The following is a 21,525-nucleotide window of genomic DNA, read 5'->3' on the forward strand; positions in this document are numbered from 1 at the left end:
GCGATTCGCACCGCCTGTCATTGATCGCCTGCCGTGGTAAAGTCTCGCGGCCAGATTATTCACGGTAAAACAGGGAGAGGCGACCCGTGGCGAAATACCAGCGATTGATGGATGAGATTCAGCAGCAAATAGAGGCCGGCATCTGGCTGCCAGGCACCCGTTTACCTTCGTTGCGTCAGCAGGTTGCGCAGCAGGGTGTCAGCCTGATGACCGTGTTGCATGCCTATGAGTTGCTGGAAAGCCAGGGCTGGATCGTTTCTCGTCCTCAGTCAGGTTACTACGTGGCACCGCGTGCCCTGGCGCCCGCACCGCTGAGCGTGGCGATCAGCGAACAGGTTGATATCAACGACTTTGTGTTTGATGTATTGCAGGCCACGCGCGATCCCGCCATCGTGCCGTTTGGTTCTGCTTTCCCTGATCCCGCTCTGTTTCCGCAGCGCCAGCTCATGCGCTCGCTGGCAAACGTCTCTCATCATCTCACCCCAACGGATGCGCTGCACAATCTGCCGCCTGGCAACGCCACGCTGCGACAGCTGCTGGCCCAGCGCTATGCGCGCCAGGGCATTACGCTGTCGCCGGATGAAATTGTCATCACCAGCGGGGCACTGGAGGCACTCAATCTCAGCCTGCAGTCCCTGACCGAGCCGGGCGATTACGTGATAATTGAGCATCCGGGTTTTTATGGTGCGCTGCAGGCGATTGAACGGCTCAAACTCAAGGCGCTGGCGATTCCGGTCGATGCAAAGCAGGGCATCGACCTTGCCCAACTGGAGGAGGCCCTGCAGCGCTGGCCGGTGAAAGCCTGCTGGCTGATGACGACGCTACAAAATCCGCTCAGCGTGACCTTAACCCCGGAGCGTAAACAAGAGCTGGTCGAGCTGCTGGCGCGTTATCAGGTGCCGATGATTGAAGATGATGTCTATGCCGAACTCTGGGCGGGTGATGTTGCGCCGCTGCCGGCTAAAGCCTGGGATCGTCAGGGGAACGTGCTGCATTGCGGCTCGTTTTCAAAGTCGCTGGTGGCAGGATTTCGCGTTGGCTGGGTTGCGGCAGGGCAACATGCGCAGCGCATTCAGCGGCTTCAGCTGATGAGCACGCTTTCTACCAGCGCGCCAATGCAGCTGGCGCTGGCCGATTTCCTCGCTACGCGGCGTTACGACACCCATCTTAAGCGGCTGCGACAGATTCTGGCGAAACGACAGCAAATGGTGCGCCAGGCATTACTGAAAGTACTGCCACCGCAGTCAACGGTCAGTGAAGGGCGCGGGGGCTATTTTCTTTGGGTGACACTGCCGGACCATATTAATACGACCCGGCTCTATCAGCAGGCGCTGGCGAAGGGGATCAGCATTGCACCGGGGCAGTTATTTTCGGCAGGAGAGCAGTTCAGCCACTGTTTTCGGCTGAATACCGCCTGGCCGTGGGATAGCCGGGCCGAGGCGGCAATAGAAACGCTGGGTCAATTGATGGCGAAGCCGCTGGCAGATTAAACCTGCGCCGCTTCCTGGTGACCCCAGGTCAGGTAGTAGACATCATAGAAGTCCACTTCCCCTTTTTGCGTCAGCAGACGCTGGATGCCTGTCTTCACCCGTTCCGGTGCTTCAGGCAGCGACAGAATGCGAGAGATAGCCTGCTCGCGCACGGGCTGAATGTAATACCACTCGCCGTTGTAGCAGACGCGCAGATCGAGTGCATCAATATCTTCAAAGCGATATTTCGGATTGATATCCAGCAGCATCAGAACACTCATGACCAGCACAAATGCGGTGGCAAACCAGAATGCGGGCCAGCCGAGCATCTCGGTAGAGAAAATCAGCGCCACGCACAGGCCGTAGCAGAGATACATGACTGCCCAGAGGCCGGGGTGTTTTTTCAGAAACGAGAGGCTAAAGCGCGGCAAATTGTCGCGACGTTCTTCGCGATTAAGCGTAGCGATCTCGTCAATCAGGATTTGTTTAATAGCGTCCATTTGTTACCTCACTGTCATCTGTTAGCTATTACAACAGATAACAGTCAAGCATATCAGAAACAGATTCGTGCATTTTTTATATAACAGTTGATAAAACAGTTGTTGGCCATCCTCCCACCTGACATTTTGCAACACTTTGCCGCAGTAAAAACCGCTACCCTCTGCCACCCATGCACACTCTTGCCCTATTGTTAACGACACATTTGGCTTTAGGCAGCAATATCAGTCAATTATCCAAAATGTGTTGTCTGGCGCACATTGCATTGTGCCGCGGGTTTGCCACACTTAATAAAAAACCGGAGAACCTGTATGTGTGCCTCATCCTCCAGCCTGATGTTAATGATGTCCTTTGCCGCAGGCACTTTCTCGGCAGGGGCTTCTGATAATCCTCAGCATCTTATGCTTGGCATCCCGTCGGGTGGCGTCCCGAATAACCCGTTACCTCTGATTATCTGGCCGCGCGTGGTGCCGGAAGATGAGGAAATCGCGACGTGGTTTGAGAAAACTTTTGAAGAGAACGGCTGGCCACCCGCCTGGCGCTATCCGATTTTTCCCTACACCCACTTTCATCCCAACACCCATGAATTGCTGGGCGTGGCGGAGGGCTGGGCAGAAGTACTGTTTGGCGGCGACAGTGGCCGGATGGTGACGCTGCGCGCCGGTGATGCGGTGCTGATTCCGGCAGGCGTCGGCCATCGTCAGGTCAGCGCCAGCGACGACTTCATGGTGATTGGTGCCTATCCGCACGGCATGTCGCCGGAGACGCTGCGTGATGAACCGGCTAAGCTGAAAATGGCCCAGGAACAGGTAAAAAAAGTGCCACTGCCGACGCAGGACCCTTTCACCGGTAAAGAGGGCGCATTGACGGAGATCTGGCAGCCGATTGCCGCCATGCATTTACAGCAACAGATGGACCTGTAGAGACCTGCGTCCGTCGTGAAATGGTTAAGCGCGAGCACGGCTCGCGCTTTGCTTTTCTGGCCTGAAATCTCTTTTAAACGTTAATGACATGGGCCTAATCCTGTTGTCATTCCATTGAATATTTGTCCGCCGCTGCCGATATATCACCTGCTAATATTAGTTATTCTTCTTAATGCGCTTGTGTTTGCAGACCTTTTCCGCTTTAGTCTCGGCCAGTTTATTAAGAACATTCCTAAGCCACTACCCGGCTATCGAGCAGCAGGCAAATAACAATGGATAATAACTCTGATGTCATCTATCGCATGCTGGTACAAAGCGTGATCGATTATGCGATCACCATGCTTAAACCGGACGGAACCGTCGCCAGCTGGAACGGCGGAGGCCTGCACGTCCTGGGTTACAGGCCAGACGAAATTATTGGTCAGCACGCCACCCTGTTTTACAACGAAGAGGATCGTCGTCGCGGTCAGCTGCAGCGTGAACTCGATATTGCGGCGAACGCCGGACGGTTTGAAACCGAAGGCTGGCGCTGTCGTAAAGATGGCAGCACCTTCTGGGCGCATGTGGTGATCTATCCGATCCGCAATGAAGTAGCCCGGCTGGTCGGATTCGCCGCTATCTGCCGTGACTGTACCCGGCAGCAGGAGCAGCAACACAAAGAGCGGGAGCAGGAGTCGCGCTTCCGTCTGCTGGTGGAAGGCGTCACCGATTACGCCATCTACATGCTCGATCATGACGGCAACGTGGTGAACTGGAACGCGGGTGCACAGCGGGCCAAAGGCTATGTGGCAGAAGAGATCGTCGGTCAGCATTTCTCCCGCTTTTACAGCGCGCAGGATCGGCTGGACCATGTCCCGGAGCAGAACCTGCAAACCGCGTATCGCACCGGCCGTTTTGAAGATGAGGGCTGGCGTTATCGCAAAGATGGCAGCGCCTTCTGGGCGCATGTCGTGATCGACACGATCCGCGACGATCAGGGCCAATTGCTGGGCTACGCCAAAATCACCCGTGACTGCACCGAACAGCAGCGCATTCGCAGTGAGCAGCGGGAGCAGGAGCAGCGTTTCCGTCTGCTGGTAGAGGGCGTCACTGATTACGCCATCTATATGCTCGACGTCGACGGCGTGGTGGTGAACTGGAATGCCGGTGCCGAGCGCGCCAAAGGATATAAGGCAGAAGAAGTGGTCGGTCAGCACTTCTCACTGTTCTACAGTTCCCATGAGCGGCTGAACCGGACGCCGGAAGCCAACCTCGGTATCGCGCTCAAAACTGGCCGCTTTGAAGATGAGGGCTGGCGTTACCGCAAAGATGGCAGCGCTTTCTGGGCGCATGTGGTGATCGACGCCATCCACGATGATGACGGTAAGCTGGTCGGTTTCGCCAAAATCACGCGTGATCGCACCGAACGCCGTGAGCAGGAGCAGCAGATCCTGCGCGCCCGCGATCTGGCTGAAGCTCAGAGCACTCAGAAAACCGCGCTGTCCAAATTCCTTGATAACATCATCGCCAACATCCCCTCCTGCGTGATTGTGGAAGATGCGATCACACGTGAAATTCTGCTGGTTAACGACCGCACTCAGCAGCTGTTTGGCCTGTCGAAATCACTGATCGTCAACAAGCGTCCGCACGAATGCATGTCCCCTGAACTCAGTGACTACTTCAATAATCTGGCCGATGTTGCGCTGCGCAGTGAGGGCATGCATGAGCGTGAGCAACTGCTGATGACCGCCAGCGGCGAGCGTATCCTGCATACCCGCGCGACCGCGATTAATGGTCAGGATGCACGTCGTAACTACTTAATGCTGCTAGTAGAAGATGTCACCGACCAGCGCGCAGCCGATGCCCGAATTCACCATATGGCGCATCATGACAATCTGACCAGCCTGCCTAACCGCATTTTGTTCCGCCAGCGTCTGAGCGAAGCCTTACGCACCGCTGGACAGATGCAACGCCAGACTGCTGCGCTCTGCCTTGACCTTGATAACTTTAAAAATGTGAACGATGCGCTGGGTCACCAGATTGGCGATGAGCTGTTGCGCAGCGTGGCTAAGCGTCTGCGCAACGCGCTGCGTGATCAGGATACGCTGGCGCGTATTGGTGGCGATGAGTTCGCCATCGTGCTGCCTCACGTCGCCGGTAATGATGAGGCGAGCGCAGTAGCTCAGCGCCTGATCGAGGCGATTCGTCCACCGGTTAACATTGAAGGCCATAATCTGTCTGTGGGGCTAAGCGTGGGCATTGCGCTTAGCACCACCATCACTAACACGCCGGAGCAGCTGCTGCGCTGTGCTGACATGGCGCTGTATGAAGCCAAGCGCAATGGCCGCAATCGTTATGAACACTTTACGCTGGAGATGGATGATGTGGCGCGCAGTCGGCGCCTGATTGAAAACGATCTGCGTGATGCGATCAGCGGCGGGCACCTTCGACTCTACTATCAGCCCATCACCAACGGCGATCATCACACCATTATTGGCTACGAGGCGCTGATGCGCTGGCATCATCCGATTCGTGGCTTGATCATGCCTAATGACTTCATCCCGATTGCAGAAGAGACCGGCCTGATTCATATGCTGGGGGCGTTTGCACTCTATGAAGCCTGTCGTGAAGCGGCGAGCTGGGAAGGGGAGCAGTCGGTTTCGGTCAACCTCTCTCCGCTGCAATTCAAAAACAGCTCGCTGGTGCCGGTGGTGGAAGGTGCGCTGAAGGAGTCGGGGCTCGATCCGGCGCGACTGGAAGTCGAGATTACCGAATCGGTGCTGCTGGATGACTCACTGGGAAACATCCGGACGCTGCAAAATCTCAAGGCGCTGGGCGTACAGATTGCGCTGGATGATTTCGGCACCGGCTATTCGTCGCTGAGTTATCTGCGCTCTTTCCCGTTCGACAAAATTAAAATCGACAAATCGTTCATCAACGATATGGGCGACAGTCGCGAGGCGCTGGCGATTATCCGCGCCATCACCGGCATGAGCCGCAGTCTGGATATCCAGATCACCGCTGAAGGGGTAGAGAGCGATGAGCAGTTTGCTAAGCTGCGCGACGAAGGCTGTACGCTGTTCCAGGGCTTCCTGTTTGGACGGCCTCAGCCATCGGAACTGCGGCTGAAAACGCTGGGTTAACCCGCGCGGAATGAGTCGACGCTGGGATAATCAATGCTGGATCAATCATAAAGGCCATGCTGCTGGACCGGCGCATGGCTGAGATTATCGCGGATGCGTCGCACCGACTCACGCACCACCAGCCTGCCATTCAGTAGCAGACTGCCGGTCGGCGTACCGGGATTCAGCCGCATCTCCTGCAGCATTCTCACTGCCGCCGCACCCAGCTCATCACGCGGCACCTGCACCGAGGTCAGCGGAATATCGTGGATAGCGGCCAGGTTAAACCCATCCATGCTCATCACCGAAATATCCTGCGGTACCCGTAAACCAGCCTGCTCCAGGGCCGTGACGGCACCTGCTGCAATGTAATCGCCGCTGGCGAGAATCGCCGTAGGGCGGAGCGCATCAGGACAATGGCGCAGATATTCACCCAGCCGTTCCGCTGCCTCATTGCTGCTGAAACTGTTGAGGGTCAGCAGATGCTGACGACTGTCAAAGCGCAGGTTCATGGCGTGCCAGGCGTCCCGGACACCCTGAAGTCGCTGCTCCATGGTGTAGCGGCGCAGGCAGTGCAGCGAGAGAATTTGCCGGTGTCCCTGCTCAAACAGATAACGCGCTGAAAACTCTCCGATCAGCTGATGATGCGGCGAGACCGAGGGCAGGCGCATACGACGATCGCGGGCGTTAATCAGCACGCAGGGTTTGTTCATCTCTGCCGCCAGCTGATGAATATGCTCATCATCAATGCCAATCAGCAGCGCCGCTTCGGTCTGCTGCATCTTATCGATAAACAATGCCGCATCACTTTCCACCTCTTCCAGGGGGCAGTAGCGCAGCCGCACTTCATGCGGCTCCACCGCCTGACTGATCCCCTGAATGACCTTGTAATAAAAAATATCACTTCGCACATCGAAGGCGCGGGGCGGGGCAAAGACCATCAGGTTATTCAGCAGCAGGCGACCGCTATGCAGGTTAGTCAGCACGCCCTGCTGCTGCGCCACGGCGAGCACTTTATCGCGGGTGGCGGGCCGGGTATTGGCTTTACCCGCCAGTACGCGCGACACCGTACTGATCGAGACGCCGCTCAGTGCCGCAATTTCACCCACTTTCAGCCTTTGTTTCATTCTGTGATCGCCTTCAAATCTGCTAATGAAAAATTTTTCATAGGCTGCTGAATCGCGTCAGATAAGCGTTTCAGTGCCCATTTCTGTCGTGTTAAAGCCTGCCATGAAAATCGTTGCAAAAAAGTGGCTGTACCCACGTTTCGCACTTTTCTAAGTTCGTGAAAAGGACACGCGGTACGCCAGCTGGCGGTGTGCGTCATCAATGGTAATCAGGAGTGGCACAATGAGCCTCGAATCAACAACGAAACCCATCAGTGCGTCACGCACGGTGCGCGTGATTAAAAATTTACGCTGGTGGATGCTGGGAATGTTCCTGCTGGGTGTGACCGTCAACTACATCACCCGCAACTCGCTCGGCATTCTGGCACCGGAACTGAAAAACAGTCTGCATATGAGTACCGAGCAGTACTCCTGGGTGGTCGCTGCGTTTCAGCTGGCTTACACCCTGTTTCAGCCTGTTTGCGGCTGGCTGATCGATGTGATCGGACTGAAGATGGGGTTCCTGATTTGTGCGCTTATCTGGTCGGTGACCTGTCTGCTGCACGCCGGTGCGGGAAGCTGGCTGCATCTGGCGCTGCTGCGTTTCGTCATGGGTGCGTCGGAAGCGGCGGCCACACCGGCTAATGCCAAAGCGATTGGTGACTGGTTTCCCAAAAAGGAGCGTCCGGTTGCGGCGGGCTGGGCGGGCGTCGGCTTTTCGATTGGTGCCATGCTGGCTCCCCCGATTATCTATGTCGCCCATATTACTTTTGGCTGGCAGGGCGCATTTCTGCTGACCGGCGGCCTGGGCCTGCTGTGGGTGGGACTCTGGTGGTGGGGCTATCACTCGCCGGAGAGCCATCCTCGTCTTTCAGATGAGGAACGTGCCTTCATTAATCAGGATAATGAAGCCATCGGTGAAAAACTGCCGTTCTTCACCGCGCTGAAAGTGATTGGTAAAGAGAAGAAATTCTACGGCATTGCGATTCCTGCGTTTCTGGCCGAACCGGCCTGGGCGGTGCTGAGCTTCTGGGTGCCACTCTATCTGGCCAATGAGCGCGGCATGGATCTCAAGCAGATCGTGATGTTCGCCTGGCTGCCATTCCTGGCTGCCGACCTCGGCAGCGTCGCCAGCGGTTATCTGACCAAAATCTATGTGCGCTGGTTTGGCATGACCCGCGTCAACTCGATCGTCGCCAGTTCGGTGACCGGCGCCCTGCTGATGGTTTCTCTGGCGCTGATGACGCTGGTGAAAGATCCCTGGCTGGCGATTGCCCTGATTTCCGTTGGTGGCTTTGGTCATCAGGTGATCTCCTGCATGCTGAGTGCGCTGGTGGTCGAGCGTTTTGATCGCCGCCAGATGGCCACTGTCAATGGCATGCGCGGCTCCTGCGCCTGGATCGCCAGTTTTATCTTCTCGCTGATTATTGGCGTCACCGCCGATACCATCGGCTTTAATCCGCTGTTTGTGGCGATGGGCTTCTTTGACCTGATTGGTGCCGTTTTCCTGGTGATGCTGATCGCCGAACGCCGCCAGCGCCCTGCTAACCCATAAGGATATCGCGATGAAAACCCTGAAGAACTGGACGCTGCATCAGCAGGCCGATCATTTTGTTGAGCTCAAGGTCGACGATCGTCATTTCCTGCGGCTTTATGTGCTGGAAGAGAAGCTGATGCGTGTGCTGCTGAAACGCGACGGTGAGCTGGCGCTGAACCGCACCTGGAGTATTGCGCCCGGTCAGGATGTGCCCTGGGAAGGACGTGACCGCGAGGCGCTGGATGGTTTTACATTACCGACGTTTCAGGTGGAGCACGATGCGCAGCAACTGCGTCTCAGCACGCAACAGTTGCGCGTCACCGTGCATCAGCCGCTCTGCCTGAGCTGGGAGCAGTTTGACGGCGAGAGCTGGCAGCCCCTGACAGCCGATCGGCACACCGGCGCTTATCTGCTGAATGCACACGGCGACGGGGTCGAGCACTATCAGCGTCGTCAGCCGCAGGATCGGGTGTATGGTCTGGGTGAGAAGAGTGGCGACCTGAACCGCGTTAACCGTCGCTTTGAGATGCGTAATCTCGACGCCATGGGCTACAACGCCGCCAGTACCGATCCGCTCTACAAACATATTCCGTTTACCCTGACGCAGCGCGATGGCGTCAGCTTCGGCCTGTTTTACGACAACCTCAGCAGCAGCTGGCTCGATCTGGGGAATGAGCTGGATAACTACCATCTGCCTTATCGCCGTTACCGCGCCGAGGCGGGCGATCTCGATTACTACATGATGCTCGGCCCGACGCTGCTCGACGTGACCAAAGCTTTTGTACGCCTGACCGGACGCACGCTGTTTCAGCCGAAGTGGAGCCTGGGTTACAGCGGTTCAACCATGCATTACACCGACGCGCCGGACGCACAGCAGCAGCTGCAATCCTTTATCCGTCTGTGTCGCGAGCATGAGATTCCCTGCGACTCGTTCCAGCTCTCATCCGGTTACACCTCGATTAATAACAAGCGTTACGTCTTCAACTGGAACTACGACAAAGTCCCGAATCCCAATGCGCTGAGCGACGCGTTTCACCGTGCCGGCATGAAGCTGGCGGCCAACATCAAACCCTGTCTGCTGCAGGATCATCCGCGTTATCAGGAAGTGGCGGCACAGGGATTGTTTATTCGTGACTCTGAGCAGGATCGCCCGGAGCGATCGGTGTTCTGGGATGATGAGGGATCGCACCTTGATTTCACCCATCCGCAGGCGGTGCGCTGGTGGCAGGAGAATGTGACTCAACAGCTGCTGGAAAAGGGCATCGATTCCACCTGGAACGACAACAACGAATATGAGGTGTGGGATGGCGAAGCGCGTTGTCACGGTTTCGGTCAGCCGATTGCTATCAAGCATATCCGTCCGGTAATGCCGCTGCTGATGATGCGCGCCTCGATGGAAGCCCAGCAGCAGTTTGCGCCAGACAAACGCCCTTATCTGATCTCCCGTTCCGGCTGTGCGGGAATGCAACGCTATGTGCAGACCTGGAGCGGCGATAATCGCACCAGCTGGCAGACTTTGCGCTACAACATCCGCATGGGGCTGGGCATGAGCCTGTCCGGGCTGTTTAACGTCGGACACGATGTCGGCGGCTTCTCTGGCGATAAGCCTGATGCCGAGCTGTTTGTGCGCTGGGTTCAGAATGGCGTGATGCATCCGCGTTTTACCATCCATTCATGGAATGACGATCACACGGTGAACGAGCCGTGGATGTATCCGGAAGTGACACCGATGATCCGCGAGGCGATCCGCCTGCGTTATCGCCTGATGCCTTACCTTTACAACCTGGCGTGGCAGGCGAGCGAAGAAGATGAGCCAATGCTGCGTCCGACCTTCCTCGATCATGAACAGGACCCGCAGACTTATCAGGAGTGTGATGACTTTATGCTGGGTCGCGATCTGCTGGTTGCCAGCGTCGTAGAGCAGGGCGCGCGCAGCCGCGATGTCTATTTGCCGCGTAACCGTGGGGGCTGGTATGACTGGCACAGCGGTAAAGCGTTTGCGGGCGGCGAAACCATCACGCTGGATGCACCGCTGGATCGGCTGCCATTGCTGGTGCGGGCTGGTGCGATCATCCCACTGGGCGAATGTGAAACCACGACGGATGCCCGCCGCGACACGGTACGGCAGTGGCAACTGTGGCCAGCGCCAGAAGGCATAACGACTCAGGGCGAAATGTTTGATGACGATGGTGAGAGCCACGGCTGGCAGCAGGGCAATGCACTGTGGCTAAGCTGGACATTGTGCAGCAGCGCTAGCCGAATCGACCTGACGGTGGAAAAACGCGGCGATTACCAGCCCGCCTGGCGCGAGATCGCGCTGTTATTGCCTGAAGGTGAACGTCGTGAGCTGTGGGTGAATGGCGAGAAAGCGGCAAGTTACCGGCTGGAATAGCGGTGCAGTAGTGTCAGCAAGACGGAAATAAGATCGGCCCCGAAAAGGGGCCGATAAACATTATTCTGCGTGATTCTCGGTGCTCATGCGGCCCAGATCTTTATCGACCAGGAACAGACCGTTGCCGCTGTTGCTGACCAGCGCCAGTTTATCCAGCACAGTTTTGAACAGCTTCTCTTCTTCGTGCTGCTCAGCCACATACCACTGCAGGAAATTGAAAGTAGAGTAGTCCTGTGAAGTCATAGCAGCGTGGGCCAGCTCATTGATTTTGCTGGTGATCAGCTGCTCATGCTCCAGCGCCTGCTGCAGAATTTCATTCAGCGAGGTAAAGGCGACGGGTGGTGCGGCAATGGTGCCCAGCACCGGCATGCCGCCGGTATCGCTCAGGTAGTCAAACAGACGCTGCATGTGCTGCATCTCTTCGCGTGAATGCATCTTCAGGAAGGAAGCGGCACCCTCAAAGCCTTTGTCGCTGCACCAGGCGCTCATTTGCAGATAAAGATTGGCAGAGAAAAATTCCAGGTTCAGCTGGTCGTTTAAACGCCCAGTCATTTCAGCAGTCAGCATGGCCGAGTCCTTTTAAGAAGATGTTAAATACAGATGTAAAGTCGGTGAATTATGCATCAAACATGTGCGTAATGTGAAGCCTTTTCGGCAAAATAAGCTATTTTATCTGATTGATTTAAATAGAATTATTTCGGAAATTGAATGCGACCAATTCTCATCCTGCATCATACTTTGCTGGCCAATTAATTCAGGGTAATCAGCACCATGATAGTGCGACCGGGGGTGTTCATGCTGGTGCAGGCGCTGCAGCAACAGGTCAAATAACCGCATTCTGATGACGACCCGAAAATATAACGTTGCGGTATAACAACGTTATTCTGAATAAAAGTATATAGCCGGCATGAATAAAACGTCCCATCGCGACAGACGAGACACTAATAATCATATTCACAACTGCTCTGGCATAAATCCTGCTTGAAACTCACTTCCCAACGTTGAAATTTGCAATGCCAGGGAATTTTCGGCAAGGCAGTTATCAGGAGAAAGAAATGTCAGACGAGAGTGTGGTTAATCCGGTGAAAATGACGGCGACCAAAGGCAGTTATGTGTCGTTAATTTTTGCCATTCTGTTTTTTTCAGGGCTGTTTTATCACGTCGAGGGCCTTTCATGGTTGGGTGCGTTCGACTTCACCACCCTGGGCGGCAGCTTTGGTACCATGAAAGATCCCGCCAGTAACACCTTTCTGGGCGCTGGCGGACTCAGCGCCAAAGCGGGTTTCCTGTTTGCGCTGTCGCTGACGCCCACGGTGATGCTGGCGCTGGGCGTGCTGGAAATCTTCACCCACTATGGCGCGATTCGCGCAGCGCACCGGTTGCTGACACCTTTGCTTAAACCGCTGATGGGATTACCTGGCCATTGCGGTCTGGCGTTAATCACCGACCTGCAAAGCACAGATGCGGGCGCGGCATTAACCAAAGAGATGGCTGATCAAAAGCAGATCAGCAAAAAAGAGGTGGTCGTCATGAGTGCCTGGCAATATTCCGGTGCCGGGTTAATCAATAATTACTTCGCCATCGGTTCAGCGCTGTTCGCCTCCATGACACTGCCGATTATTATTCCGCTGTTATTAATGTTTGTTCTTAAATTTGTCGGTGCGGCGATAACGCGCGCTGTGTTAAACAGTGTTTATAAAAAGGATTTCGCTGATGGAAAATAAAATCGCAACCAGCAGTAATCCCTTTGATGTGTTTGTAACCGGCGCGCGTAAAGGCTTTCACATCGCCATTCATAATCTCATGCCGAATGTGGTGATGGCATATGTGCTGGCTGAGGTGCTGAATCTGCTCGGCATCATGCAGTTTCTCGGGCATGTTTTTGCGCCGGTGATGGGGCTGTTTGGTCTGCCGGGTGAGGCGATTACTGTGCTGCTCACCGCGTGGCTCTCATCGTCGGCAGGCACGGGTGTCGCGGTCAGCCTGCTGACCAAAGGACTGCTGACCGGTGCGGATATTACGATTCTGGCCCCGGCGATTTTCCTGATGGGATCGCAGCTGCAATATATGGGGCGGCTGCTGGGCGTGGCTGATGTGCCCAAAAAATACTGGCCGCTGCTGATGCTGGTGAGCATCATTAACGCGCTGATCGCAATGTCTGTTATGCGTCTGTTTATTCAGGAGTAACGCTGTGTCTGAGGTTTTAGAGCATTACCACTATTTGCATGAAATTCCGGAGCTGGGTTTTCAGGAGGTGAAAACCTCGGCTTATATCGCGGACCAGCTGGAGAAAGCGGGCCTGAAGGTAACGCGTAACATCAATAACACCACCGGTATTGTGGCGGAGATCGACAGTGGTGTTCCGGGGCCGGTGCTGGCACTGCGCGCAGATATGGATGCACTGGGCCACATCATTGATGGCGTGCCGTGCGCGCGCCACACCTGCGGTCACGACGGCCACTCATCGGTTGTGCTGACGGCGGCGACGGCGCTGCTGCAGGAGGGCACGGTGAAACGTGGCCGGCTGAAGATCCTGTTCCAGCCCGCCGAGGAGCTGGGTGCCGGGGCGCTGGCAATGATCGAAGGTGGCGCTCTGGATGATGTGGAGATGATTCTTGGCTTCCACCTGCGTCCGCTGGAGGAGTGTGTCGTCGGCCAGGCGGTGCCTGCGGTACTGTACTCCGCCTGCAGCACGCTCGAAGCCACCATCAAAGGCCAGCCCGCCCATGCGGCGCGTCCGCATCTGGGTGTGAATGCGCTGGATGCGGCCGTACAGGCAGTGCAGGCGGTTAACGCTATCCATCTTTCGCCCGGCCTGACCTGGAGCGTCAAAGCGACTCGCTTCCTGTGCGATGCGGGTGTCACCAACTCGGTGCCGGATGAAGCGCGCGTAGTCTGGGATCTGCGTTCGCAGGAGAACGGGCCGATGACGCTGCTGAAAGAGCAGGTTACGCGTGCCATCACTCACAGCGTGGCGGCACTGGGTGCCACCGCGGAGGTCCGCGTGCTGAAAGAGATGCCCGCCGCCGAGATTGATGATGAGGCGACGGCGGTGATCCGCGCCGCCATCGTCGAGGTGCTGGGCGAAGAGGGCGCATTGTCGACCCGCACCACGCCGGGCAGCGAGGACTTTTTCTACTATCCGGTGAAGCGTCCGGGTGTGAAAGCGGGCTTCTGGGGGCTGGGTACCAACCTGACGCCAGGACTGCATCATCCTGATATGCGTTTTGATCTCAGCTCACTGGAAATTGGCGTGCAGATCTTTAAAGCCTGTGTCAGAAAGGTGCTGGGATAGAGATTAACGTTGCCCGTCTCCTTGCGGCGGGCAACATCATTCTGTCAGGCTGGCACCCACGGTCCGGCCAGTTGGGGTTGCGGAAATCCTCCTGTGAGAATACGCAGTTCCGCATCACGTGGGGTATTGTCGCCCGCCCCCTGAATGCTGACGATATCCTGCGGGCAGGCGGAAAAGGCGACATAGCAATCCATCTCGGCGCGAAGGATGATGTAGTCTCCCGGACGCGTCACAACCGGCAGCGTTTTTAGCGTCATGCCGTCTGGCTGCACCTGAATATTCATAAAGATATTAAACGACGCCAGATTGCCGTGCGGCAGCTTTACGCCCAGCGCCGCCATACTCTCAAACAGATTGTCATGGCAGTTTCGGTGCGGTTCGGTACACCCCAGAAGCTCATAACGGCGTGCATCGCATGCTGCCATAAAGGTGTCGTGTACGCCCGGCGAGGTATCCGCAACCAGCGTCAGGATAGGATGGCGCTGGCTGGTGATAAAACTGTCACCAACGTGAGGATTGAGGCGTTGGTTCCAGACGCGTGTCGCCTCCATCGACATATATTCAGTCAGGTCGTTTGCGTTATACGCCCAGCAATCCACGACCTGTGTGCCGTGCAGATTAATGACCTGCACCGCTTCGCCTTTGCGCAGTAAAACGGCTTTACCGTAACGCGCGGGAATAAGCAGCGTATCGCGCTGCGGATATTCAGCTGACATAAGATTCTCCTGACTAATGTGGCAAGGTGCGCCGGTAGCGCGTCATGCGAAATTCAATGCGGCGGATCAGCCCGTCGAGCAGGCTATTGAGTGTCCAGTAGCTGAGCGCTACGGTGAGGTAGATCTCCAGCGGAGCATAGGTCTCGGAGATCGCTTCCTTAGCTGCGTACATAAACTCCTGTACTGAGACGATGGAGAGCAGCGCGGAATCCTTGATCAGACCGATGAGCAACCCGACCAGCGGGGAGAGCATCTGTGGCAGCGTCTGCGGAAGTGCCACATCACGCAACTGCTCCATCCGGCTCAGCCCGAGCACGCGACACGCCTCCCACTGACCGCGCGGCAGCGTCTCAATCGCACTGCGTATAACCTGGGCAACGTAAGGGGCGTAGTAGAGCGTCAGCGCCAGCACGCCTGCCTGCGGCGAGCTGAGGGTGATGTTATAGTCTGGCAACACGAAATAGAGCAGATAGATCACCACCAGCAACGGCAGCGCCTGGGTTAGCGCACTGTATAAACGCAACAGCTTTCGCCAGAAATGGGGAGCGCGCAGCATACCGATCGCCATAATGATGCCCCACAATAACGAGCATAATGCAGCGACGGCGCAGAGTTGCAGCGTCACCGCCATCCCCTCGCCAAGTGAGGGCAGTGCTGTAAGAATCGCCTGCCAGTCCATCATAGGCGTTTCCCTCTGAGTTCCAGCCGGCGGGCAATGCGCATCAGCGGCAGCGCGATTAACAGATAGCCCGCCGCGACCAGCAGTAATACCTGGGTTGCCTCATAGGTACGTGCGATCACAATCTGTCCGGCGTAGGTCAGTTCGGTAAGCGCCACCACCGACGCCAGTGGCGTGGTCTTGAGCAGAATAGTAAATTCGCTCACCAGCATCGGCAGGCTCGATCGCACGACCTGCGGGTTGATTACATACCACCAGGTCAGCCACCGGCTCAGTCCCAGTGTGCGTGCCGCTTCGCGCTGACCGCGCGTCACCAGGCTCTGATTCACGCGCAGAATCTCAGCCACGTAAGCGCCACTATTGAATCCAATGGCGATCACCGCCGCCAGCATGGGATGTCCACCAAGACCAAGACGTGGCAGGGTGAAAAAGACCACAAACAGCTGCACGATGGCGGGAGTGCCGCGCATCAGGCTGATATAGAGGCGGCCTGCGCAGCGCCACAACCAGAAGCGGCGCAGCTGAAGAAAACAGCCAAGCTGGCCCATCACAAGGCTAAGCAGCGCCGCCAGCAGCGTGAGTGAGAGCGTCATCAGCAGACCATGTCCCAGTTCGGGCAGAGCGCTGACCACCTGTTCATTCAGCCCCATCACCCACTAATCCTCGTTAAAATCGAAAAGATTTTCCGCAACGGCAAGGCGAAGCGGCGCAGGCTGGTCATTACCCTCAATACCGGTATTGCAGGCAGAAACGACAAACTGCATATCCATGGTGACGCGGCAGGTAATCGCGTCGCCAGCCCGGGTCAGGTTGGGTTCGGGCAGTATCTCTCCCGCCTGCGTTAGTCTGACGTGCATGAAGAGATTGATGGGGTCTGGCAGCTTCGGTGCCCGGATGCCGAGACGCGACAGCTCGCGACTGACTGCCTCCACACACCCCTCATCCTGATACCCCCGCGAGGCCAGGAAGTCGCGCGTTGAGGCGGGCAGCAGCAGGTCATGGCGCTTTACGCTATCTTTGCCCAGCACCATCATCGGGCGGCGGCGATTGTTTACCAGGCGCATGCCGGAGCCGAGCAGATAACTGTTGCTGAATACGCGGGTGTGATGAACAGAGAGCCATACCGCCGGATCCACAAGGCTGAACCCGAACAGCGATGCCACAGCACCCGGTGCCAGCGCGCTGATGCGCAGCAGCTGGCCCCGCAGAACCTGAATCGAACCCACACTGCCCGCCGCGACGGTGAGCGGGGCGGCAACCGAACGCGGTCCATCTTCTGTAAAACCTTCACGCATAAGCAGCATGGGTGACCTCCGCAGGTTCGCTGTCATGGATCTCAATGGCGATCGGCGTGACCTGCAGGCCATTACCGGGAATGATGTCCTGAGGACAGGATGAGACGGCGCAAATGAGATCGCACAGCGCCTCGAAGACGATCCTGTCACCGGCCTGACTGTGGGGATCGGTAACTTCCATGCGGCCATCGGCCGTCACCGGGCCGTTCTGAAACAGGTTGAAGGGTTCCGGCAATGCGTAATAGGTGATGCCGTGCGCCTTCATCCCTTCCAGCAGGTTATCGACGCAGTTGCGATGGCCTTCCACACCGAAATCGACACTAAAACGGGTGCGATCGCAGGCCGGGACGTTGGCATCATGAATACCAATGGTGTCGGAGACGATGCGCAGCAGCGGCCGGTTTTCGCTGGACCAGAGTGAATCCCCCGGTCTGAAGAAAAGCGAGCGAAGATGCTGGCGGGTATGCACCGGCGAGAGTTTCTCATCATGATTCGCTGCATTCACCGCAACGAAATCGGCAGCCTGCTGGCCCTCGCTGTCGATGATGATAATCAGCTGGCCTTTACGAACCAGAAAAGTGCGGCCGTGCCCGGCGGGTATGGTGAAAGAGAGAGGGCTCATCGCTTACTCCGCGGGAATGAAGTTGGTGGCGGGCACGGTAAAAGTGGTGCCGAGATAGTGCTTCTGCAGTGCAGCAAGTTTACCGCTCTGCTGCATGGCCAGAATATGATCACTGATTGCCTTGTTCAGGCTGAGATCCTCTTTACGCGTGGCCCAGGCCATCCACTGCGAAGGGCCCACTTCTCCGGCCTGTACTAATTTGTCGGGATACTTCTTCACGATCGGTGCCAGCACCGCAATATCATCCAGCACAAAGTCAGCGCGTTTTGTCATCAGCGTACTGACGGTTTGATCCAGCGTATCGACACTGATGATGGTAATGGGCGGTTTACCTGCTTTCTTCAGCGCCTCATTGAAGCTTTTCAGCAACTGCTCCGGCACGCTGGCGCTCTTCACTGCGCCACGCAGTCCTGACAGGCGCTCAGGAGAGAGTCCGGATTTGCTGATCTTTTCGGCGTCGCTTTTACGCATCAGGACACCGTTAACGGTTTTGCTGTAGGGCACGGTAAACAGCACTTTCTTCGCGCGCTCTGCGGTGACGTTGAGTGATGATCCTTCCGCGTTAAAAGATCCTGAGATCAGACCGGGAAGAATGCCGCTGAAGGCGGTTTTCTGAAACACCAGTTTCACGCCGAGATCGTCGGCAAACGATCGCATGATGGCCACGCTGTAACCGGTGACCTCGCCATTATCACTGGTGTATTCATAGGGCGGGAAGGTCGGGTCGATGCCGACCGTGATTTTGCCGGCACTTTTAATGTCCGTTAGCGTATCAGCCTGCGCCGCACTGACGGCAAGCAGTGCGGCGATGAGCAGTGCAATTTTTTTCATTATGGTGGTCCCTGGTATGGGTGAAGGTCACCTGTACCTGAGCAGTTTTTGTGCCACGTTGTAACAGTGATGAAGCAGATGGCTGATGCGCTACCTGCTTTTGTAAACAGAATCAGTGAGAAACGTGAGTTTCATATAATGATATTTATTTTTCTTTTGTTTCTGTGAGGAGGTTAAGAGGTCAGGCACGCCGGACAGCGGCGCACCTTTACAGGGCGTCAGATGAACAAAAATGCGTCAGCGTAGCGCACTATTCCAGCTCGTCGAGTTGCTGGTGCAACACCTCAATTGCGGCAAGGCGTTCGCTGCCGGCCTTACCTGAATGGCGTGCTACCAGCGAGCAAAGCAGATTACAGACGCCGGAGAGCGCCACCGTGCTGTCGAAAATCAGAGTGCTATCGGTATGGCAACGCAGTGTCCAGCGCGCGTGGCGTGCAGGTTTTCCCGCCAGCGCATCGGAGAGATAGAGCATGGGAACCTGCTGCACGCTGAGTGCTGCCATTGCCGTATCCAGCGCGGGCATACGGCGGCGGAGACCGACGCAGATTGCCATATCCTGCGGGCCGAGCGTCGCAAGCTGTTCGGCCAGAGAATCGCCCGCGCGTGGTAGTAGCGTAACGCTGGGATGAACGTGCAGCAGATTGCGATAAATCAGGGCAGCAATAGTCTGACTGTGACGCCAGCCCAGCACCACGACGCGGCGCGCCTGCGCTATCGCCTCAACGCACGCCTGTAGTGTTTCCCCATCCAGCGAGCGGAAGGTATTGACCAGATTGGCAATCTCTTTTTCAAGATGCTGCTGCATCAGGCTGTCGAGTGGGGAAGCGCTGACGCCGGAGTGCAGATAAAGCGGCGATCCGCTGTTCTGCATCTCGCGCGCCTGACGACGCGCCGCCTCGTAGCTTTCATAGCCGAGATGACGAAAAAAACGGGTAGCGGTGGCTTTGGAGACGCCTGCGCTCTGCGCCAGTTCTGTGGCAGTATTCATCGCCAGCTGGCCGGGAGCTGCGAGCAGCACCTCCGCCAGCCGTTGTTCGTGAAGGGAAAGCTCATCCCAGTATTGTCGAATACGGCCCTCGAGGGGGACCGGTTTGGCGCTCATGGGGGATTCCCTGAAAATGAAAAACCTTATCCTGCACAGTGTGTGCCGGGTTGTCATCTGTTTTGACCTTTGCGCGCAGGCAGGCAACAATTTCCTCCGCCGCTGTTCGCCGCCGCGCGCAAAATATTGTATGCTATGCCGCCTTAAAGCTGACCAGGTAACCGGACTTCACGCCAATGTAACGTCGCGCTGACCCGCCAACGATAAAAGATCGTTTTTGGCACCGTTTACCCGCCGGTAAGGTTCTGCCGGCCACCGTGATTTATCAGCAGCGCCAGTACGTTGCGCTGCCTATTGAGAAGAATTCCATGTCTAATCCCTTTTTAGAAGAGGTGGCACGCCGCCGCACCTTCGCGATCATTTCGCACCCGGATGCCGGTAAAACCACCATTACCGAAAAAGTGTTGCTGTTCGGACAGGCTATCCAGACCGCCGGTACCGTAAAAGGCCGTGGCTCTAACCAGCACGCCAAGTCGGACTGGATGGAGATGGAGAAACAGCGTGGTATCTCCATTACCACCTCGGTGATGCAGTTCCCTTACCGTGATAGCCTGGTAAACCTGCTGGATACCCCAGGTCACGAAGACTTCTCGGAAGATACCTATCGTACGCTGACCGCCGTTGACTGCTGTCTGATGGTGATTGATGCCGCGAAAGGCGTCGAGGATCGTACCCGTAAGCTGATGGAAGTCACCCGTCTGCGCGATACGCCGATCCTGACCTTTATGAACAAACTTGACCGTGATATCCGCGATCCAATGGAAGTGCTGGATGAGGTGGAAAGCGAGCTGAAAATTGCCTGCGCACCGATCACCTGGCCTATCGGCTGCGGCAAGCTGTTCAAAGGGGTTTATCACCTCTACAAAGATGAGACCTATCTCTACCAGACCGGTAAAGGCCACACCATTCAGGATGTCCGCATCGTGAAGGGGCTGGATAATCCGGATCTCGACACTGCCGTCGGTGAAGAGCTGGCCGCACAGCTGCGTGAAGAGCTGGAGCTGGTGCAGGGCGCCTCGCACGAATTTGAGCAGGAAGCTTTCCTGAGCGGCAAACTCTCACCTGTCTTCTTCGGCACCGCGCTGGGTAACTTTGGCGTTGACCATATGCTGGACGGACTGGTTGAGTGGGCGCCACGTCCTATGCCGCGTGACACCGACACCCGCACGGTAGAAGCGAAAGAAGAGAAGTTCAGCGGCTTCGTGTTTAAGATCCAGGCCAATATGGACCCGAAACACCGCGACCGTGTGGCCTTTATGCGTGTGGTCTCCGGTAAATATGAAAAAGGGATGAAGCTGCGTCAGGTGCGTACCGGCAAAGATGTGGTGATCTCAGACGCCCTGACCTTTATGGCGGGCGACCGTTCACACGTTGAGGAAGCCTATCCCGGCGATATCATTGGTCTGCACAACCACGGCACGATTCAGATTGGCGACACCTTCACGCAGGGTGAGAACATGAAGTTCACCGGTATTCCGAACTTCGCGCCAGAACTGTTCCGTCGTATTCGTCTGCGCGATCCACTGAAGCAGAAACAGCTGCTGAAAGGGCTGGTTCAGCTGTCGGAAGAGGGTGCCGTGCAGGTGTTCCGTCCGGTGCATAACAACGATCTGATTGTTGGCGCGGTCGGGGTACTGCAGTTCGATGTGGTAGTGGCACGTCTGAAAAGCGAATATAACGTTGAAGCCATTTACGAAGCGATTAACGTCTCAACGGCGCGCTGGGTTGAATGCGACGATGCTAAAAAGTTTGATGACTTCCAGCGTAAGAATGAAGTTAACCTGGCGCTTGATGGCGGTGATAATTTGACTTATATCGCACCAACCATGGTTAATCTTAATATTACTCAGGAACGTTATCCTGACGTCCGTTTCCGCAAAACGCGCGAGCACTAATCGCCTGTTTCCGGGCCATTCCAGCTGGGAATGGCCCTGTTTTCCCCCTTCCAGACTCCTCCTA

General features: G+C 56.3%; 19 protein-coding genes. 9 read left to right on the forward strand and 10 right to left on the reverse strand.

All coding sequences use genetic code 11. The annotated features are described in order from the left end of the window. Positions 1 to 86: 86 nt before the first annotated feature. Positions 87 to 1,490, forward strand: coding sequence for an aminotransferase-like domain-containing protein (locus tag EE896_RS03375; RefSeq protein WP_105099908.1), 1,404 nt, complete (start codon positions 87 to 89; stop codon positions 1,488 to 1,490). On the opposite strand, the gene EE896_RS03380 is transcribed toward EE896_RS03375, so the two are convergent. Continuing rightward, complete coding sequence (locus EE896_RS03380; RefSeq protein WP_003848494.1) at positions 1,487 to 1,969, reverse strand: YlaC family protein; 483 nt, start codon at positions 1,967 to 1,969, stop codon at positions 1,487 to 1,489. The two genes, EE896_RS03375 and EE896_RS03380, sit on opposite strands and share 4 nt — an antisense overlap. 309 nt (positions 1,970 to 2,278) lie before the next feature. Here EE896_RS03380 and EE896_RS03385 point away from each other — a divergent pair, with 309 nt between their 5' ends. Both EE896_RS03385 and EE896_RS03390 read left to right on the forward strand, forming a co-directional pair. Beyond that, positions 2,279 to 2,890, forward strand: a complete 612-nt coding sequence (locus EE896_RS03385; protein WP_003848496.1) for a cupin domain-containing protein — start codon at positions 2,279 to 2,281, stop codon at positions 2,888 to 2,890. Between the two features lie 272 nt (positions 2,891 to 3,162). Further along, positions 3,163 to 6,012, forward strand: a complete 2,850-nt coding sequence (locus EE896_RS03390; RefSeq protein WP_003848498.1) for a bifunctional diguanylate cyclase/phosphodiesterase — start codon at positions 3,163 to 3,165, stop codon at positions 6,010 to 6,012. A 41-nt stretch (positions 6,013 to 6,053) separates the two neighbouring features. On the opposite strand, the gene EE896_RS03395 is transcribed toward EE896_RS03390, so the two are convergent. Beyond that, complete coding sequence (locus tag EE896_RS03395) at positions 6,054 to 7,118, reverse strand: LacI family DNA-binding transcriptional regulator (RefSeq protein WP_003848500.1); 1,065 nt, start codon at positions 7,116 to 7,118, stop codon at positions 6,054 to 6,056. Between the two features lie 223 nt (positions 7,119 to 7,341). Here EE896_RS03395 and EE896_RS03400 point away from each other — a divergent pair, with 223 nt between their 5' ends. After that, on the forward strand, positions 7,342 to 8,652 hold the full coding sequence (locus EE896_RS03400; protein WP_003848505.1) for an MFS transporter: 1,311 nt from the start codon (positions 7,342 to 7,344) through the stop codon (positions 8,650 to 8,652). 10 nt (positions 8,653 to 8,662) lie between these two features. Beyond that, complete coding sequence (locus tag EE896_RS03405) at positions 8,663 to 11,026, forward strand: glycoside hydrolase family 31 protein (protein ID WP_140916620.1); 2,364 nt, start codon at positions 8,663 to 8,665, stop codon at positions 11,024 to 11,026. Between the two features lie 60 nt (positions 11,027 to 11,086). Here the strand turns inward: EE896_RS03405 and ftnA are convergent, their stop codons facing one another. Further along, positions 11,087 to 11,593 (reverse strand): non-heme ferritin, encoded by a 507-nt coding sequence (gene ftnA, locus EE896_RS03410; protein ID WP_003848509.1) that lies wholly within the window; start codon positions 11,591 to 11,593, stop codon positions 11,087 to 11,089. A gap of 488 nt (positions 11,594 to 12,081) precedes the next feature. Here ftnA and EE896_RS03415 point away from each other — a divergent pair, with 488 nt between their 5' ends. From EE896_RS03415 to EE896_RS03425, 3 genes are read left to right on the forward strand one after another with little or no spacing between them, the layout of a single operon-like run. Beyond that, entirely contained in the window at positions 12,082 to 12,750 is a 669-nt protein-coding gene (locus EE896_RS03415) for a nucleoside recognition domain-containing protein (RefSeq protein ID WP_003848516.1), read from the forward strand. Next, positions 12,740 to 13,213 (forward strand): YjiG family protein, encoded by a 474-nt coding sequence (locus EE896_RS03420; protein WP_003848518.1) that lies wholly within the window; start codon positions 12,740 to 12,742, stop codon positions 13,211 to 13,213. The genes EE896_RS03415 and EE896_RS03420 overlap by 11 nt, the downstream gene beginning before the upstream one ends. Before the next feature lie 4 nt (positions 13,214 to 13,217). Next, the gene (locus tag EE896_RS03425; RefSeq protein WP_008925715.1) at positions 13,218 to 14,321 is read left to right on the forward strand and encodes a M20 peptidase aminoacylase family protein; all 1,104 of its coding nucleotides are present in this window, start codon (positions 13,218 to 13,220) and stop codon (positions 14,319 to 14,321) included. 44 nt (positions 14,322 to 14,365) lie between these two features. Here the strand turns inward: EE896_RS03425 and EE896_RS03430 are convergent, their stop codons facing one another. The 7 genes from EE896_RS03430 to EE896_RS03460 all read right to left on the reverse strand — a co-directional run bounded on the left by EE896_RS03430 (position 14,366) and on the right by EE896_RS03460 (position 19,566). Next, entirely contained in the window at positions 14,366 to 15,037 is a 672-nt protein-coding gene (locus tag EE896_RS03430; protein WP_140916621.1) for a DUF1989 domain-containing protein, read from the reverse strand. Positions 15,038 to 15,050: 13 nt separating this feature from the next. Further along, positions 15,051 to 15,716, reverse strand: a complete 666-nt coding sequence (locus EE896_RS03435) for an amino acid ABC transporter permease (protein WP_110411762.1) — start codon at positions 15,714 to 15,716, stop codon at positions 15,051 to 15,053. Continuing rightward, the gene (locus EE896_RS03440; RefSeq protein ID WP_003848526.1) at positions 15,716 to 16,366 is read right to left on the reverse strand and encodes an amino acid ABC transporter permease; all 651 of its coding nucleotides are present in this window, start codon (positions 16,364 to 16,366) and stop codon (positions 15,716 to 15,718) included. Before EE896_RS03440 ends, EE896_RS03435 begins: the two co-directional genes overlap by 1 nt. Positions 16,367 to 16,372: 6 nt before the next feature. Next, entirely contained in the window at positions 16,373 to 17,020 is a 648-nt protein-coding gene (locus tag EE896_RS03445) for an urea carboxylase-associated family protein (protein WP_110411012.1), read from the reverse strand. Beyond that, entirely contained in the window at positions 17,004 to 17,633 is a 630-nt protein-coding gene (locus EE896_RS03450; protein ID WP_110411013.1) for a DUF1989 domain-containing protein, read from the reverse strand. Before EE896_RS03450 ends, EE896_RS03445 begins: the two co-directional genes overlap by 17 nt. 3 nt (positions 17,634 to 17,636) lie before the next feature. Then, positions 17,637 to 18,464: a transporter substrate-binding domain-containing protein gene (locus EE896_RS03455; protein WP_008925710.1), complete on the reverse strand. Its 828-nt coding sequence runs from the start codon at positions 18,462 to 18,464 to the stop codon at positions 17,637 to 17,639. Positions 18,465 to 18,714: 250 nt separating this feature from the next. Then, on the reverse strand, positions 18,715 to 19,566 hold the full coding sequence (locus EE896_RS03460) for a MurR/RpiR family transcriptional regulator (protein WP_110411014.1): 852 nt from the start codon (positions 19,564 to 19,566) through the stop codon (positions 18,715 to 18,717). 308 nt (positions 19,567 to 19,874) lie between these two features. On the opposite strand from EE896_RS03460, the gene prfC reads away from it, so the two are divergent. Continuing rightward, entirely contained in the window at positions 19,875 to 21,461 is a 1,587-nt protein-coding gene (prfC, locus tag EE896_RS03465; protein WP_008925708.1) for a peptide chain release factor 3, read from the forward strand. Positions 21,462 to 21,525 lie beyond the last annotated feature (64 nt).

It is taken from the genome of Pantoea eucalypti (assembly GCF_009646115.1).
Lineage (GTDB): Bacteria > Pseudomonadota > Gammaproteobacteria > Enterobacterales > Enterobacteriaceae > Pantoea > Pantoea eucalypti.

What these genes read in the sequence shown, in the direction of transcription:
- EE896_RS03385 (WP_003848496.1), top strand. Translation starts at nt 2,279, where the DNA reads ATGTGTGCCTCATCCTCCAGCCTGATGTTAATGATGTCCTTTGCCGCA.
- EE896_RS03380 (WP_003848494.1), bottom strand. Translation starts at nt 1,969, where the DNA reads ATGGACGCTATTAAACAAATCCTGATTGACGAGATCGCTACGCTTAAT.
- EE896_RS03405 (WP_140916620.1), top strand. Translation starts at nt 8,663, where the DNA reads ATGAAAACCCTGAAGAACTGGACGCTGCATCAGCAGGCCGATCATTTT.
- EE896_RS03415 (WP_003848516.1), top strand. Translation starts at nt 12,082, where the DNA reads ATGTCAGACGAGAGTGTGGTTAATCCGGTGAAAATGACGGCGACCAAA.
- EE896_RS03435 (WP_110411762.1), bottom strand. Translation starts at nt 15,716, where the DNA reads ATGGACTGGCAGGCGATTCTTACAGCACTGCCCTCACTTGGCGAGGGG.
- prfC (WP_008925708.1), top strand. Translation starts at nt 19,875, where the DNA reads ATGTCTAATCCCTTTTTAGAAGAGGTGGCACGCCGCCGCACCTTCGCG.
- EE896_RS03440 (WP_003848526.1), bottom strand. Translation starts at nt 16,366, where the DNA reads ATGGGGCTGAATGAACAGGTGGTCAGCGCTCTGCCCGAACTGGGACAT.
- ftnA (WP_003848509.1), bottom strand. Translation starts at nt 11,593, where the DNA reads ATGCTGACTGCTGAAATGACTGGGCGTTTAAACGACCAGCTGAACCTG.
- EE896_RS03455 (WP_008925710.1), bottom strand. Translation starts at nt 18,464, where the DNA reads ATGAAAAAAATTGCACTGCTCATCGCCGCACTGCTTGCCGTCAGTGCG.
- EE896_RS03395 (WP_003848500.1), bottom strand. Translation starts at nt 7,118, where the DNA reads ATGAAACAAAGGCTGAAAGTGGGTGAAATTGCGGCACTGAGCGGCGTC.
- EE896_RS03460 (WP_110411014.1), bottom strand. Translation starts at nt 19,566, where the DNA reads ATGAGCGCCAAACCGGTCCCCCTCGAGGGCCGTATTCGACAATACTGG.
- EE896_RS03400 (WP_003848505.1), top strand. Translation starts at nt 7,342, where the DNA reads ATGAGCCTCGAATCAACAACGAAACCCATCAGTGCGTCACGCACGGTG.
- EE896_RS03445 (WP_110411012.1), bottom strand. Translation starts at nt 17,020, where the DNA reads ATGCTGCTTATGCGTGAAGGTTTTACAGAAGATGGACCGCGTTCGGTT.
- EE896_RS03430 (WP_140916621.1), bottom strand. Translation starts at nt 15,037, where the DNA reads ATGTCAGCTGAATATCCGCAGCGCGATACGCTGCTTATTCCCGCGCGT.
- EE896_RS03450 (WP_110411013.1), bottom strand. Translation starts at nt 17,633, where the DNA reads ATGAGCCCTCTCTCTTTCACCATACCCGCCGGGCACGGCCGCACTTTT.
- EE896_RS03390 (WP_003848498.1), top strand. Translation starts at nt 3,163, where the DNA reads ATGGATAATAACTCTGATGTCATCTATCGCATGCTGGTACAAAGCGTG.
- EE896_RS03420 (WP_003848518.1), top strand. Translation starts at nt 12,740, where the DNA reads ATGGAAAATAAAATCGCAACCAGCAGTAATCCCTTTGATGTGTTTGTA.